Origin of the sequence: Vibrio barjaei (genome assembly GCF_001639065.2) — a bacterium.
Taxonomy (GTDB): Bacteria; Pseudomonadota; Gammaproteobacteria; order Enterobacterales; family Vibrionaceae; genus Vibrio; species Vibrio barjaei.
In genome coordinates this window covers 29,191-44,513 of record NZ_LQXO02000052.1, presented here as the reverse complement: position 1 = coordinate 44,513, position 15,323 = coordinate 29,191, and the positions used below count along the sequence as shown (strand labels likewise).

At 44.2% G+C, this 15,323-nt stretch carries 13 protein-coding genes; 7 read left to right on the top strand and 6 right to left on the bottom strand.

All coding sequences use genetic code 11. The features are described from left to right. The coding region (locus AWH66_RS26250; RefSeq protein WP_276204921.1) for a hypothetical protein at positions 1 to 181 on the top strand (181 nt) is incomplete at its 5' end. An 8-nt stretch (positions 182 to 189) separates the two neighbouring features. On the opposite strand, the gene AWH66_RS20625 is transcribed toward AWH66_RS26250, so the two are convergent. Continuing rightward, complete coding sequence (locus tag AWH66_RS20625) at positions 190 to 708, bottom strand: regulatory protein ToxS (protein ID WP_063604089.1); 519 nt, start codon at positions 706 to 708, stop codon at positions 190 to 192. Between the two features lie 11 nt (positions 709 to 719). Further along, positions 720 to 1,550, bottom strand: a complete 831-nt coding sequence (locus AWH66_RS20620; protein WP_063604090.1) for a winged helix-turn-helix domain-containing protein — start codon at positions 1,548 to 1,550, stop codon at positions 720 to 722. 261 nt (positions 1,551 to 1,811) lie between these two features. Here AWH66_RS20620 and htpG point away from each other — a divergent pair, with 261 nt between their 5' ends. The 3 genes from htpG to hemH all read left to right on the top strand — a co-directional run bounded on the left by htpG (position 1,812) and on the right by hemH (position 5,758). After that, the gene (gene htpG, locus AWH66_RS20615; protein WP_063604091.1) at positions 1,812 to 3,716 is read left to right on the top strand and encodes a molecular chaperone HtpG; all 1,905 of its coding nucleotides are present in this window, start codon (positions 1,812 to 1,814) and stop codon (positions 3,714 to 3,716) included. A 319-nt stretch (positions 3,717 to 4,035) separates the two neighbouring features. After that, positions 4,036 to 4,680, top strand: coding sequence for an adenylate kinase (gene adk, locus AWH66_RS20610; protein WP_006071083.1), 645 nt, complete (start codon positions 4,036 to 4,038; stop codon positions 4,678 to 4,680). A 118-nt stretch (positions 4,681 to 4,798) separates the two neighbouring features. Further along, the gene (hemH, locus tag AWH66_RS20605) at positions 4,799 to 5,758 is read left to right on the top strand and encodes a ferrochelatase (protein WP_063604092.1); all 960 of its coding nucleotides are present in this window, start codon (positions 4,799 to 4,801) and stop codon (positions 5,756 to 5,758) included. Positions 5,759 to 5,833: 75 nt separating this feature from the next. Here the strand turns inward: hemH and AWH66_RS20600 are convergent, their stop codons facing one another. Then, positions 5,834 to 7,219 (bottom strand): peptide MFS transporter, encoded by a 1,386-nt coding sequence (locus AWH66_RS20600; protein WP_006071085.1) that lies wholly within the window; start codon positions 7,217 to 7,219, stop codon positions 5,834 to 5,836. 303 nt (positions 7,220 to 7,522) lie between these two features. Here AWH66_RS20600 and rfaH point away from each other — a divergent pair, with 303 nt between their 5' ends. Next, positions 7,523 to 8,014, top strand: a complete 492-nt coding sequence (gene rfaH, locus AWH66_RS20595) for a transcription/translation regulatory transformer protein RfaH (RefSeq protein WP_006071087.1) — start codon at positions 7,523 to 7,525, stop codon at positions 8,012 to 8,014. A 57-nt stretch (positions 8,015 to 8,071) separates the two neighbouring features. Here the strand turns inward: rfaH and dapD are convergent, their stop codons facing one another. The 3 genes from dapD to AWH66_RS20580 form a co-directional block, all read right to left on the bottom strand. Further along, on the bottom strand, positions 8,072 to 9,103 hold the full coding sequence (gene dapD / locus AWH66_RS20590) for a 2,3,4,5-tetrahydropyridine-2,6-dicarboxylate N-succinyltransferase (RefSeq protein WP_006071089.1): 1,032 nt from the start codon (positions 9,101 to 9,103) through the stop codon (positions 8,072 to 8,074). 263 nt (positions 9,104 to 9,366) lie between these two features. Further along, positions 9,367 to 9,663: a YebG family protein gene (locus tag AWH66_RS20585; RefSeq protein WP_006071091.1), complete on the bottom strand. Its 297-nt coding sequence runs from the start codon at positions 9,661 to 9,663 to the stop codon at positions 9,367 to 9,369. A gap of 126 nt (positions 9,664 to 9,789) precedes the next feature. After that, entirely contained in the window at positions 9,790 to 10,683 is an 894-nt protein-coding gene (locus tag AWH66_RS20580) for a LysR family transcriptional regulator (protein WP_006071093.1), read from the bottom strand. 97 nt (positions 10,684 to 10,780) lie between these two features. Here AWH66_RS20580 and AWH66_RS20575 point away from each other — a divergent pair, with 97 nt between their 5' ends. Further along, positions 10,781 to 11,755: a TDT family transporter gene (locus AWH66_RS20575; protein ID WP_038229216.1), complete on the top strand. Its 975-nt coding sequence runs from the start codon at positions 10,781 to 10,783 to the stop codon at positions 11,753 to 11,755. 76 nt (positions 11,756 to 11,831) lie between these two features. After that, positions 11,832 to 15,308, top strand: coding sequence for an exodeoxyribonuclease V subunit gamma (gene recC / locus AWH66_RS20570; protein ID WP_063604093.1), 3,477 nt, complete (start codon positions 11,832 to 11,834; stop codon positions 15,306 to 15,308). The last annotated feature ends 15 nt before the right edge of the window (positions 15,309 to 15,323 follow it).

The following is a 15,323-nucleotide window of genomic DNA, read 5'->3' as shown; positions in this document are numbered from 1 at the left end:
CTTCAAGTTCGATTTTGGCACAAGCAAAGCAAGCGCCAAACGCAGCATTGAGCCTATTAGGCTAAGCATCGCCTTAGATGGCAAACAAAAAACCAGAGCATTGGCTCTGGTTTTTTTATGGGCTAACACTTTTTTGCTACAAAAAACAAAAGAGGCAGATCGCCTCCTTTATAAAATTTAATATCTGACTTAGTTGGAAAACAAGATGGATGAACCTTGGTTTAAACTGGTCAGCAATAGTGTTTTTTCGTTAACGATATCAATACGGCGACTTTGCTGAGCTTCCATTTTTAGGAACTGCTTAATCATCGCAAGTTGCTCATGAGTAAACTCATCCGATTGTGCCGTCGCGGTGTCTTTGAACTCTCGAGGTGAAATCAGTAAGTAGTTGTCACTAATGGTCCAAGTGCCTTTCTCTGAAATCTTAATCAAGGTGTGCTTTTCAGGATCACTACCGTACAAGCGCATTGAAGATTCACGGATATACTCACCACCCGGTAAATACTTTACGTTAGCCGACATTTCTAAACGGCTTAACGGTCCAATATCCGTATCCGGATAGTCACGAGCAGCAATAATACCTACCATGTTGGATTGCCATTCATTGGAGGTTAGAACTTGCTCGATTTTTAAATCACTTCCCCAGTAAAGCCAAGCACTTAGAGCAGTAGATAGAGCAAGTAAAATAGCAGCGTATTTCATTTTCATCAGGACACTCCTTACTTGCACACTTTGCTTAAGTCTGATTGCTCAGTAAAAATACGCATTGTGCTATTTTCACCAGAGAACTCGACGCTATGAATAAAGTTAAGGGCAATTTGATCACTCTGATCGCCTGTTACAATCACCTCTAGAGGCAGCATGTCGTCGGTATGTGTTTCAATATACTTAGCAACACATTGCTCAATCTTTGGTTGCCAGCTAGAGACGTCAGGGTGGTTTTCAGGCGTTACAATCTTAACGCTTTCCACCGTACCAAGCTCTTTAAAGCTTGATTGCGCTGGATTGGTTGCCATAAGCACAAGAATAGGTAACAAAATTGCCACCACGACCATTGCCCAAACGGTTGGTGGGGTTTTCTCTTTTGGAGCTGGTGGGATGACTGGATCTGAGTAAGGAGTCGCTGACGCGGTACTTGGCTCTTGCAGTTCTTTGGCAAGGTCAACAACAGGAGCTTCGTTTATGGCTTCTGAGGACGCTACAGGTACAGAACGCTCTACACTAGATATAAGCTGATAGCCACGTTTAGGTACTGTCTTAACAAATTGCGGTGACTTTGTTGGATCTTTCAGCATCTTACGGAGCGTAGAAATAGCTTGAGTCAAGCTTGAGTCATCGACCTCAAAACCTTGATCTCTCCAAACAAATTCATGAAGATCGTTACGGGTCACGACTTCGTTCGGTCTTTCAGCGAGTAGAAGTAAAATGCGACTTTCATTACTACCAAGACGGACTACTTCATCGTTATTGGTTTGATCGACTAAAGAGTTGCTATTTGGGTCGAAAATGTACTTTTGACCGAGTATAAACTTAGTGCCTATGTTACTCATTGCATTCTTCTTTTTAGTGCCGCAACGCGACAGATACTGATATTTTGGCACTGAATGACTGCAGGGCCAATTATAGGATTTTAGGATTTTTTTATAGTCAGGGGCAGTAGGATAATAAAAACAAATCAAAAAAACAGCATTTTTATGTTTTTTGACCTTGAATTTACAATCTTCATCCTCATTTCTTTAGCAGATTAATCATACGAATAGCGAGTTCCAGAAAATGTCGAAACTCGATATTAAATGTGTAATGGAGATAGCATGAGCACCGCTGAAACTAACAATAAAGAAACCCGTGGCTTTCAGTCAGAGGTAAAACAACTTCTTCACTTAATGATTCACTCTCTGTATTCAAATAAAGAGATCTTTCTAAGAGAGTTAATCTCGAATGCGTCTGACGCGGCCGATAAGCTGCGCTTTCAGGCGCTATCGAACGCTGACTTATATCAAGGTGATGCAGACCTAGGCGTTAAGTTGTCGTTCGATGCAGACAGTAACACATTAACCGTTTCCGATAATGGTATCGGTATGATGCGCGATGACGTGATCGAACACTTAGGTACCATTGCAAAATCAGGTACAAAAGAGTTTTTTGCTAAATTGTCAGATGAGCAAAGTAAAGACTCACAACTTATCGGTCAATTCGGTGTTGGTTTCTACTCAGCGTTTATCGTGGCAGACGCAGTGACCGTGCGCACACGTGCAGCGGGCGCAGCAGCCGATCAAGCAGTGCAATGGCACTCAGCAGGTGAAGGCGACTACACCATCGAAGATATCACTAAAGAAACTCGTGGGACGGATATCATTCTTCACATGCGTGAAGAAGGCAAAGAGTTCCTATCTGAATGGCGCCTTCGTGATGTGATCAGCAAATATTCAGACCACATCGGCATTCCTGTGTCTATTTGGACGCTTGAGCGTGATGAAGAAGGTAAAGAGACAGAACAAGGTAAGTGGGAACAGATCAACAAAGCTCAAGCACTTTGGACTCGCAACAAATCTGATATTACCGATGAAGAGTATCAAGAGTTTTATAAGCATGTGTCTCATGATTTTGCTGACCCTCTGCTATGGAGTCACAACCGCGTAGAAGGTAAGAACGACTACACTAGCCTGTTGTATATTCCAGCTAAAGCGCCTTGGGATATGATGAATCGCGATCATAAGAGCGGACTAAAGCTTTATGTGCAACGTGTATTTATTATGGATGACGCAGAACAGTTCATGCCATCTTATTTGCGTTTTGTCCGTGGTCTAATTGATTCAAATGACCTACCACTAAACGTTTCGCGTGAAATTCTTCAAGACAACAAAGTAACTCAGTCGCTGCGCGGTGCATGTACCAAGCGCGTGCTAACTATGCTCGAACGCATGGCTAAGAATGATGAAGAGAAATATCAATCGTTCTGGAAAGAGTTTGGCCTAGTAATGAAAGAAGGCCCTGCGGAAGACATGGCAAATAAGGAGAAGGTCGCTGGCCTGCTTCGTTTTGCGTCGACGGAGGTGGATTCTGCTGAGCAAACTGTGTCTCTTGCGTCTTATGTTGAGCGCATGAAAGAGGAACAAGACAAGATCTATTACCTAACTGCGGATAGTTACGCGGCAGCAAAAAACAGCCCACACTTAGAGCAATTCAAAGCGAAAGGCATTGAAGTTATTCTGATGTATGACCGCATCGACGAATGGCTGATGAACTACCTAACCGAGTTTGACGGTAAGCAGTTCCAGTCCATTACTAAGTCGGGTCTTGATTTAAGTAAATTTGAAGACGAAGCGGAAAAAGAGAAGCAAAAAGAGACAGAGGAAGAGTTCAAGTCTGTGGTCGAGCGCACTCGAGCTTACTTAGGTGATCGCGTTAAGGAAGTTCGCACTACGTTCAAGCTTGCGACTACTCCAGCTGTTGTGGTTACCGATGATTTCGAAATGGGCACACAGATGGCGAAGCTGCTTGAAGCGGCCGGTCAGGAAGTGCCTGAAGTGAAGTATATCTTCGAAATTAACCCAGAGCATGAGCTAGTTAAGCGCATGGCAGATGAAGCGGATGAAGACGCCTTTGGTCGCTGGGTTGAAGTATTACTAGGGCAAGCAATGCTAGCTGAGCGTGGCTCTATGACAGACCCGTCTCAATTCCTAGGTGCAGTGAATAAGCTTTTGTCTAAAGTCTAATAACCTTAGATTTATTTTGTGACTCAAAGCATAAAAATGAGCCCAATAGTATTGGGCTCATTCATTTTAAAGTGTGGTTTAACACAGAGTTAGCGAACTTTAGGTGCTTGTTGGCTATTCTTTAGTCGTATTTCGCGCCAAGCAAAAGATTTCTGTGTTAGAATGCGCCGCACGCATAAACATTCAAATCTTTGTTGAGCAATGTTTATACATTCAGAATTCACCTTTATACCGAAACTTATCGTAAAGCAGCCTCTAAGGTGAAGCCTTTCGCTGTGAGCTTCGGTATAAAATCTTTTTAAGTATAAGAGGACAAGTCATGCGCATCATTCTTTTAGGTGCTCCAGGTGCTGGTAAAGGCACACAAGCTCAATTCATCATGGAGAAGTACGGTATCCCTCAAATCTCTACTGGTGACATGCTACGTGCAGCAATCAAAGCAGGCACTGAGCTTGGTAAGAAAGCCAAAGCGGTTATCGATGCAGGTCAACTAGTATCAGACGATATCATTCTTGGTCTAATCAAAGAGCGTATTGCTCAAGATGACTGTGAAAAAGGTTTCCTACTAGATGGTTTCCCTCGCACTATCCCTCAAGCTGATGGCCTGAAAGAGATGGGTGTTGACGTAGACTACGTTATCGAGTTTGATGTTGCTGATGACGTGATCGTTGAGCGTATGGCGGGCCGTCGTGCTCACCTAGCATCTGGTCGTACATACCACGTTGTTTACAACCCACCTAAAGTGGAAGGTAAAGACGACGTAACAGGTGAAGACCTAGTGGTTCGTGATGACGACAAAGAAGAGACAGTGCGTGCTCGTCTAGGCGTTTACCACGATCAAACTGCGCCGCTGATTGCTTACTACGGTAAAGAAGCAGAAGCGGGTAACACTAAGTACCTGAAATTTGACGGTACTAAGCAAGTTGCTGACGTAAGCGCAGATATCGAAAAAGCTCTGTCTTAATTCGCAATTGTGAATCAAGTAAAAAAACGACCTTATTAGGTCGTTTTTTTTGATCCATGGATGGTCAGCTAGAGTATATAATCCGTTTAGAAATCAAATAACAACTAAAAGGAAGTCTATGAGCGGTTCGCTAAAAACGGGAGTTTTGCTGGTTAACTTAGGTACGCCTGATGAACCTACAGCAAAAGGAGTGAAAGCGTTCTTACAAGAATTCTTGCACGATCACCGCGTTGTGGATATGAATCGTTGGCTTTGGTGCCCTATTTTGCACGGGGTCATCTTGCCTATTCGTTCTCCTAAGGTCGCTAAACTGTATCAATCAGTGTGGATGGAGCAGGGCTCACCACTAATGGTGTATTCCCGTCAACAAGCTGACAAGCTGGCGCAAGCTCTAAATATGCCTGTTGAACTCGGTATGAGCTACGGCAATCCTTCGCTTAAAGATGGTCTATCAAGACTACTAGACCAAGGGGTTGATAAGGTCGTGGTACTGCCACTTTACCCTCAGTACTCTGGGACGACGACTGCCGCTGCATTTGATGGTATCGCCAAAGCTTGTAAATCTATCTCGACGCTTCCTAGCATTTCATTGGTACGCGACTATCATGACAACGCTCGTTATATCAAAGCGCTAGCCAATTCAGTACGAGCACATTGGGAGCAGCATGGGCGAGCGGATTACTTACTGTGCTCATATCATGGAATTCCAAAACGCTACGCTGATAACGGTGATGTCTATCCCCTGCATTGTGAGGCGACGACTAAGCTTTTGGGTGAAGAGTTAAGCCTAGGTGAATCACAAATAGGAATGAGTTATCAGTCTATTTTTGGTCGCGAGGAATGGTTGCAACCGTATACGGAACAGACGTTAAAGCAGATGCCTAATAAAGGCATCAAATCGCTTGATATCATTACTCCAGCATTCTCCGTGGATTGTTTAGAAACACTGGAAGAAATCGCGGTGGAGGCGAAAGAAACCTTCATCGAAGCGGGTGGCGAAAGTTATCGTTATATTAGCTGTCTTAACGATTCGCAGGAACACATCGACATGATGGTTGAATTGGTTCAGTCTGCTTAATGGCTTGTCTTAATAACTAAAAAGGGTCAGACATTCAATGTCTGACCCTTTTTAGTTATTAAGCTTATTCGTTTATTAAGCGAGTTGTGCTTGTTGCTCTTCTACTTCTTGAGCCTTGCTAATGCCGTTAGACTCGGCACCGTGCATCCATTTTACTAAGGTACTTGAGAACACGAGTAAAATAACACCACAAATGACGGCCGTTGCGGCAATGCCACCAAAGATAGCCATTGCACCTAGTTCACCAACGTGTGAACCAATAAGGCCAGCCACATAGTTTGCAATCGCATTGAAACCGAACCATGCACCCATCATAAGTGATGCAAGGCGAAGCGGTGCCAATTTTGTCACAAGTGATAGGCCGATTGGAGATAGGCAAAGCTCACCTAATGTGTGGAAGAAGAACGCACCCACTAACCAAAGCATAGAGGTTTTAACCGCAGTGTCGCCGCCTTGCTCCATCACTGCACCAACCATACAAAGGAAGCCAAGTGCTAGGAAGAATAGTGCTAGAGCAAATTTAACTGGAGAGTTAGGTTCACGCTTACCAAGTTTCACCCAAACTGCCGCTAAAACAGGAGCAAGAGTAATAATGAAGAACGGATTTAGCGATTGGAACCAAGCTGCTGGTACTTCAAAGTCACCAATCATACGGTCTGTATATTGCTGCGTGTAGATGTTCATCAGGCCACCAGCTTGTTCAAAACCAGCCCAGAAAACGATAACAAATAGACCCATGATAAGGATAACTTTAAGACGATCGATCTCTTCTTTAGTTAATGGCGCTTTTGTTTTTGAGTTGTTCAGTGCTTTTGCACGAGCAGCTGCAGGCACGTTACCGATTTCACCTAACCAAGATTTCGCCATAGTAAGTTGCATGATTAAGCTGAGCACCATACCGATACCAGCAACTACAAAACCTGCTGACCAACCGAATGAATCGGTTGCTGAACCCACAACGATACCCGCTAGTAGTGCACCTAAGTTGATACCCATATAGAAGATAGTGAAGGCACCATCACGACGGTTGTCGCCTTCTTCGTAAAGGTCACCAACCATGGTTGAAATGTTTGGCTTAAACATACCGTTACCAGCGATAAGAAGTGCCAAACCACCATAAAATAAGTGCGCATTAGGCTCGCCTGATGCCGCAGCAGCCAGAGTGAATTGACCCGCTGCCATCAATACACCACCAATGATGATAGATTTTCGTTGGCCTAGGAAGTTATCGGCAATGTAACCACCGATAAGCGGAGTGATGTAAACAAGTCCAGTATAGATACCATAGAGATCTAGAGCATCTTTAGTGGACCAGCCCATACCGCCATTCATAGTAGCATCAGTTAAGAACAGAACTAGGATGGCACGCATTGCGTAATAGGAAAAACGTTCCCATAGTTCGGTACCGAACAATAGAAACAGGCCTCGTGGGTGGCCTAGGATGTTGTGCTGTGCTGTCATAAGTTTTACTAATTTTAGTTATCAAAGAATATAATGTGCCAACTTGTATACATGACCAAATTAATAACTGCAATAGCATTAATTAATAGATATTGTGAATAAAATGTTTAACACAATGAAATGTAAGTAAATTTTTCAGGGATGGTACGAGAAAAATGTGCTGCAAACTAACATTTCATTTTTTGTTAACTCGCAATTATTAGGAATATTCCTCTTTACTATTCGATTCATTAATTGAACTTTAGAGAAAGACCGCAAATTTAGTGATACGATGTAGGTAATTAGAAACATTATGCAGTGAAAATGAAACGTTGGTATTTGCTTTATTGTAAGCGCGGAGAACAAGCTCGCGCGAAAATGCATCTCGAAAATCAAGGCTTAGAGTGCTACTACCCAGAGATCTCGGTAGAAAAAATATTGCGTGGCAAACGACAGAATGTGAAAGAGCCGCTCTTTCCATCCTATGTATTCGTGAAGTTTGATTATGAGGTAGGACCTTCTTTCACTACCGTTCGCTCGACACGAGGTGTGGTTGATTTCATTCGTTTTGGTGCTCAACCAAAAGAGATCAATGGTGATCTGATTTTTGAATTAAGATCGATGGTTCATTGTGATGAGCCAGATTGCGCTGACCTTCCTGACAAAGGGGAATGCGTGAGAGTGATTGGTGGTCAGTTTGCGGGCATTGAAGCCATTTTCCAAGAGGCTGACGGTGAGGCGCGTTCTATTATGTTAGTCAATTTGATTAACAAACAAGTCCCAGTAAGTATCGACAATAAAGATTTGGATATATAAAAAGAGCCTCAGCATTATGCTGAGGCTCTTTTTTGAACATCGTGATATTGCTACCGACTAGTTATTGCTGTGTAGCTCGCTGTTTAACTCAACCGCAGTCTTATTAGTTAGACATTCGATTTGACCAGTCACAGAGTTGCGACGGAATAGTAAGTCTGGCTTACCTGCAAGGTCACGTGCTTTGACGATTTCTACTTCTTGACCAGAAGCATCAAGCATACGTACTTTAGAACCCGCAGTAACATACAGGCCAGACTCAACAGTACAGCGATCACCAAGCGGGAATCCGAGACCCGCATTTGCGCCCAGTAGTGAGTTCTCACCAATAGACACTACAACCGTGCCGCCGCCTGACAGTGTGCCCATGATAGATGCACCACCACCAATATCAGAGCCGTTACCAACAACAACGCCAGCAGAAATTCGGCCTTCAACCATGCTAACGCCTGTCGTGCCTGCGTTAAAGTTGATGAAACCTTCATGCATAACCGTTGTACCTTCACCAACATGTGCGCCAAGACGTACACGAGAAGTGTCGGCGATACGAACGCCAGTTGGAACCACGTAGTCCACCATTTTAGGGAACTTATCGACGCAATCAACCGTTAGCGTTTCGCCTGCAAGGCGAGCTTCGATTTGGCGGTCAGCCAGCTCTGGAAGGTCGATAGCACCTTGGTTAGTCCACGCGATGTTATGAAGTAGACCAAAGATGCCGTCTAGCACTGTACCGTGTGGTTGAACCAAGCGGTTAGAAATCAGTTGTAGCTTCAAGAAGCCTTCTGCGACAGATTGTGGCTTCTCGTCAGTGGCAAGAATAACGATAACTAATGGTTGAGAAGAGTTTGCTGCTTTTTCTGCGAAGGCTGCATTTTGTACATCGTCGTTTGATGCGAATGCTGTCGCTAATGCAGCGCTTTGCTCTGCAGTTACTTCAATCGCTTGGTTACCGTCTGTGTAACCTGCTACTTCAGCAATGGCTGAGACCAGTGCGTCACTTGGATTTAGACGTGGGTGTGGGAAAAACGCTTCGATGATTTTACCGTCGCGGTTTTTGGTTGCGCTGCCGAAAGCAATTGAAAATGCTGCCATGACTCTCGTTCTCCATGTATAGAATTGTCCAAAAGTCGCGCCAAACTGCAGCGACTTGGTGTAATTTGTTGGCAATCATCTTATAGAGTGACAGGATGTGATGAAAGGGCAAAAATGGCAAAAGTCTGTAAAACGATACCCATTGTCTTTTTAGCGATAGTTTTGTCTAATAAGAAATAGCGCTATTAGAGACAAAAAAACCAGCGGGACCTGATCGGTCGTTGCTGGTTTATTGATGAGAAGGGGGAAATTAAGTAAGCGAATTACGCTGCTGCCTCGCTATCATCCTCTTCTACAGGCTCAACCACTTTTGGTTTCTTTGGCGTTGGTTTGCGCTTGGCACCCAGAGCATAAAGCACTTCCTCTTTACGTTGAGCAAGGAAAAGGGACAGCTCTTCCTGCTTTGCTTCATCTTCAATGAGCTCACTTTCGCCTAGCAGTGAGAATAACTCGTCTGCCATATCCAACATTTTGTCATAAGCGTCAGCTTCAGCTTTAGAGGTAAAAGTCATCTTTTCTTCTCCGTTGCGTTCCACCACGTACTTGACGATTACAGCCATGGTCAATCCTCTAATATGTTAATTTTGAAACGTGTAATACTGTCTGTTTATACAGATGCGAGATCCGCTTGTCCAGTCGGCGGGTCAAAAGTGAGAACTGATTGCCTATTTCCTATTCATGCAAGACTAGGCTTTATCCCACACCTGACAAAAATCGATAAAGTTCTTAAGCAGCGGGCTCTGATATTTCTCTTTATGAACTAATACCCAGAACCGTCGCTTCATATCCAGCGCAACGGGAAGTTGTTTGATACGACCGTCATTAATCGCTGTTTGTGCGGCAAGTTTAGATAAACATGCGAGACCTAATCCCGCCGATACGCAGTTAATGATCGCTTCTGTGGTATTCAGCTCGAATGCTTCGTGCCATACCTCTATTCTTGGTGCAACCGTTCTTAAAAAAAACTCTCTTGTGCCGGAACCAGGCTCTCTCAATATCCAATCGCTGTTTTCAAGCAAGGACAAATCGTTCATATCACTAGTTGCTAGTGGGTGATTGACCGAGGAGACGATACACATTTCATCTTCACTAAACTGAGTGCTATTAAGTTCGGGATGCAGCGTCTTACCTTCAACCAAGCCGATATCTAACTCATAATCGATGAGCTTTTGGCAGATCAACGCGGTATTGGAGATAAACAACTGTTGTGCTTTATGCTGGTGTTGTTGGCGAAAGTCACTTAATAAAAACGGCGCTAATTGATTACCAACGGTGTCACTGGCGCCAATGCGTAATTGCCCGCGATAACTTTGTTCATCGCTAAATAGAGATTCTATGTCGCGACTTCGACTAAGCAGTTCATCGGCGAGAGGGAGTAACTTCTGACCCTCTTGATTGATCACTAAACGGTTATTTACCCGATCAAAAAGAGCATGGCCGATTTGCTTTTCTAGTTCACTTAACGACATACTCACCGCCGCTTTTGAGAGAAACAGTGTTTCCGACGCAGCAGTGAGAGTTTGATGCTGAGTGACGGCTACGAAGACTTTAAGTTGCTTAAGCGAGATATGTGGGGTCATGTTTAGTTAATCTGAACGTTAGTTGAGTTTTAATAGATATACCTAAACATAAGGCAGAGTTAGAATAAGCGCAACACATTAATTGAGGCAGCTAATAATGATTGCGACCGTGAAAAAAGCACACTACAGAGTTAAAGGCGCACCTACACCAATGGCAGGATTGGCTTTAGGTATCGCGAGTCTTGGCTGGTGTTGGGAAAATGCACTGGAACTGCATCATGGCGCACAGTGGATGGGCGCGGCCATCGCGAGTGTATTACTTGTGATTTTGGCTTACAAATTTTTATTTCATAACCACCTATTAAGAGAAGACCTAGCACACCCTGTTGTGGGCAGTGTTGTTCCTACGTTTGCAATGGCCACTATGGTGGTCTCTCACTCAGTTGGTCAGTTTTTACCAAGACTCGGTGATGGTATCTGGCTAGTTGCTGTAGGCTTACATATTGTGTTCCTAGCAAGCTTTGTTTATCACCGTAGTCGTGATTTCGAATTGCACCATATGGTGCCAAGCTGGTTTGTACCACCTGTTGGTATTGTGGTTGCGGATGTGGCGTTCTCTGGTAATCCAAATCTGCAATGGGTCGCAAATGGTGCTTTGTACTTTGGTCTAGGTGTGTACGCAGTGATGCTTCCTACCATGATTTATCGTTTGATTTTCACTCACGAAATTCCAGACGCAGCTAAACCAACATTAGCGATTATGGCAGCGCCTGCGAGTCTCTCACTTGCCGGTTACCTAACCGTGGCAGCAGAGCCTTCACCAGTGATACTTGCACTGCTATTCGGTATTGCAGTACTGATGACGATGATTATCTATTTAGCGTTCATTAAATTGCTTCGCTTACCATTTAGCCCAGGCTATGCGGCGTTTACCTTTCCTATGGTTATTGGTGCTACAGCCTTGTACAAATTGGTGGCTTGGATGGGTGCTCACGGAATACCAGAGAGTGCGATTCAGCAAGTTCGAATGCTAGCCAATATTGAGTTAATTGTGGCAACGATTGTTGTGAGCTACGTAGCGGTCCGTTATCTAATGGCTTACCTACCTAAACCCTCACATCAAGCAGCGTAGAGTTCAAGTGAATATTAGAACTGAAGTTAATGTGTTAATCTTGAGTGAGGACAATTAGTTAAAGGCGCGCGGCAACGTGTTCACCGTTTATCACTCAAATCAAATCGATGTATTGAAATCTCTGCTGGTGCAATTAATCAAAATTGACCCACTAGAGAATCCATTTGAAAAAGAACAGATTCTTGTGCAAAGTCCAGGTATGTCACAATGGCTGAAAATGGCGCTGGCACAAGAATTTGGCATTGCTGCCAATATCGACTTTCCACTTCCCGCGACGTTTATTTGGGACCGATTTGTTCAAGTCTTGGATGAGGTGCCCAAGCGCAGCGCATTCAATAAAGAAGCGATGACATGGAAAATCATGCATCTGTTACCGCTTCATCTCAATGACCCAGACTTTGCTCCGCTCGCTCAGTACCTTTCCGATGATGCCGATGCCTCGAAACGCTATCAATTGGCAGAAAAAATCGCCGATATCTATGACGGCTATTTGGTTTATCGACCAGAGTGGATAGCGGCATGGGAAGCGGGGGAACCTGTCGTTGAACTAGAAGAGCAGCAGCCTTGGCAACCTAAGCTATGGCAGGCGTTGTATGATCATACGGTAGCGTTAGGTCAGTCACCTTACCACCGTGCTAACCTCTATGAACACTTTATTGATGCCTTAACACACAATGTGGATGTGAAGTCGCATGGTTTAGATAAGCTGCCTAAGCGTTTATTTGTTTTCGGCATTTCTTCTTTGCCTCCGCGATATTTGGACGCACTTAAGGCGCTCGGGCAGCATATTGATGTGCATCTGATGTTCACCAACCCTTGTCGTTACTACTGGGGTGAAGTGCGGGACAGAAAATATCTTTCTAAGCTTGCTGCCAACAAGCGTAAGCACTTACAACAAATTGCTGATGTGGCACATTCTGACGATATGTCGATGGTGGAGCAGCTTAAAGGCTCTATCGAGCAAAATATCGAAGATGAACTGCATATCTCTGAAGTTGGCAACAGCTTACTGGCATCTATGGGTAAGCTAGGTAGAGATAATCTCTATCTCCTCTCACAGCTAGAGTCAAACGAGATAGAAGCATTTGTTGATATACAGCGAACTACGCTGTTGGAAAATATCCAAGCGGATATTTTGAACTTAGAAGAACACCAAGATGATCAGCTATTGCTAAGTTCTCAACATAAGCCAACCATTTTGCCTCAAGATCATTCACTATCTTTACACGTTTGCCACAGTCCAATGCGTGAAGTGGAAGTGTTGCATGATAACTTGCTAGCGATGTTTGATCGTAACCCCGATCTCAAGCCGCGTGATGTGATTGTCATGGTAGCCGATATCAACGCCTATAGCCCTGCGATTCAGGCGGTATTTGGTAATGCTTCCGGTGAGCGCTACATTCCATTTTCGATCTCGGACCGAACGGCAGACAAAGAAAGCCCTTTATTGAATGCTTTTAACCTATTATTGCAGTTACCTGAGTTGCGTTGTTCCAGTAGTGAGTTACTTGAATTGCTTGAGGTACCTGCTATTTTGCAGCGATTCAATATCAGTGACAGTGAATTTGCTACATTAAAACTTTGGGTCGAAGAGGCTCAGATACGTTGGGGTTTGGATAACCACACTGCCAGTGAGTTCGACTTACCTGAATTTGAGCAAAACTCATGGATGTTCGGTATTTCTCGAATGCTGGCCGGGTATGCTATTAGTGAACAAGCTGGCTTGTTTGAGTTTGAGCATGGCACCATTGCGCCTTATGAGCAGACTCAAGGTATGCAAGCCGAAAGTGCAGGCAAACTGGCACAGTTTATCGATACCATTACCAAGTATCGTGGATTGCTTGCCAAATCCGCACCAATAGATACATGGCAAACCAACATAAATGCCTTGTTGGATGATTTCTTTGATGTTGATCTAGAAGGTGAAGTGGTTGTAAAAGCGATTCGTGACACGCTTTCTGGTCTCAAAGAACAGCTTCAAGATGCTCGCTATAGCGAACCACTTGCACCTCGCATTGTACGCCAATATTTTATCGATAAGCTATCGGGATCACGAGTCAGTCAGCGCTTCCTTGCTGGGCAAGTCAACTTCTGTACCTTAATGCCAATGCGCTCGATACCATTTAAAGCTGTGTGTTTGCTTGGTATGAATGACGGTGTTTACCCGAGAAGTGTTCCACCTGAAAGTTTTGACTTAATGACAGGTCGCACCAAACCGGGAGATCGATCTCGTCGAGATGATGACCGCTATCTATTTTTGGAAGCCTTATTATCGGCACAGCAACAGCTTTATATTAGCTACGTTGGACGCTCTATTCAGGACAACACTGAGCGAGTACCTTCGGTACTAGTATCAGAGCTGTTGGAATATTGTGAGCAAAACTACTGCTTGCAAGGAGATAGTGAGTTAAGCGTGGATGAGTCTGGAGCCAAACTTCGCAACAGTTTGGTTCAGGAATACGCGATGGTGCCGTTTAGTGCTTCTCATTTTAAGTCCGCACACAGCTATCAAAGTTATGCCTCCGAGTGGCTACCCGCTGCTTTGCAGCAGCTAAGTAATGTGAGGTTTGACGGTTCAGAGCCATTTACGCTTGAGCCTATTGAACGTGCCGTCGGCAGTGTTGTTGAGCTGGAACTTACCGAGTTGCAGCGTTTTTGGCGGTTGCCCGTTCAATATCTATTCAACCGCAGGCTTGAAGTCAGTTTTGATTCACAGCAGTTTACAACCGAAGACGATGAACCCTTTGCGCTTAATGGATTAGAGAGCTTTGTATTGCGAAAAGAGCTACTTGATTTCTTTACTAAATCAGAAGACGGCACTGACTTAATAACGGCATTTAAATCCGAACAGAAGGCGCAAGGCTATCTACCTATCAATCACTTCGGTGATTTGGAATTTGCATCGAACGTGGCGCAAACCGAAGAACTCGCTAAGGCCGTGAGACCGCTGTCGAATAAAGCATTGGACGATACCGAAATAAACCTGCAATTAACCTTGGGTTCGATCACCATTAAATTACAAGGTTGGGTCACGGGTATTTATGCCTCAGGCTTGCTTAGATACCGTAGTGGGCGTTTGCGTTCTAGTGACTATTTAAGTGCGTGGATTGACCATCTAGCACTGACCCTCGCAGGTCAACCAGCAGCGACCCATATGCTGGCCTACGACAAAAAAGAAGGGGTAGTACATCGTGTCTATCCTCAACTTGATAGTGTTCAAGCAGAACAGTATATGAAGCAATTACTTGAGTTGTTTCTTGGTGGTTTGGATAAACCTCTAGCCTATTTCCCTGAATCGGCATTAGCAGGTATCGAGGCAAACTATAGTCGAGGCAGCTGGACTCCGAACGATGAAAAGATGTTGAGTAAAATGGAAGCTCGATTTATCGGTGGTTATATGCAAACGGGAGAACGCGAGAATCCTTATATTTCTAGAGTCTGGCCTGAATGGAGTGAAGTGCTTGCCAATGATCTCAAGTTAGTCTCGCAGCTCGTGCTAGAAGCCCCAAGAACCCTAAGTATGAATGCTGAAGAGTACTATTCTCATGAATAGGGGAAGTTTCGTGAA

Coding starts and splice junctions, on each gene's coding strand:
- AWH66_RS20575 (WP_038229216.1), top strand. CDS start 10,781: ATGATTGCGACCGTGAAAAAAGCACACTACAGAGTTAAAGGCGCACCT.
- AWH66_RS20585 (WP_006071091.1), bottom strand. CDS start 9,663: ATGGCTGTAATCGTCAAGTACGTGGTGGAACGCAACGGAGAAGAAAAG.
- AWH66_RS20600 (WP_006071085.1), bottom strand. CDS start 7,219: ATGACAGCACAGCACAACATCCTAGGCCACCCACGAGGCCTGTTTCTA.
- adk (WP_006071083.1), top strand. CDS start 4,036: ATGCGCATCATTCTTTTAGGTGCTCCAGGTGCTGGTAAAGGCACACAA.
- rfaH (WP_006071087.1), top strand. CDS start 7,523: ATGAAACGTTGGTATTTGCTTTATTGTAAGCGCGGAGAACAAGCTCGC.
- AWH66_RS20625 (WP_063604089.1), bottom strand. CDS start 708: ATGAAAATGAAATACGCTGCTATTTTACTTGCTCTATCTACTGCTCTA.
- hemH (WP_063604092.1), top strand. CDS start 4,799: ATGAGCGGTTCGCTAAAAACGGGAGTTTTGCTGGTTAACTTAGGTACG.
- AWH66_RS20580 (WP_006071093.1), bottom strand. CDS start 10,683: ATGACCCCACATATCTCGCTTAAGCAACTTAAAGTCTTCGTAGCCGTC.
- AWH66_RS20620 (WP_063604090.1), bottom strand. CDS start 1,550: ATGAGTAACATAGGCACTAAGTTTATACTCGGTCAAAAGTACATTTTC.
- htpG (WP_063604091.1), top strand. CDS start 1,812: ATGAGCACCGCTGAAACTAACAATAAAGAAACCCGTGGCTTTCAGTCA.
- dapD (WP_006071089.1), bottom strand. CDS start 9,103: ATGGCAGCATTTTCAATTGCTTTCGGCAGCGCAACCAAAAACCGCGAC.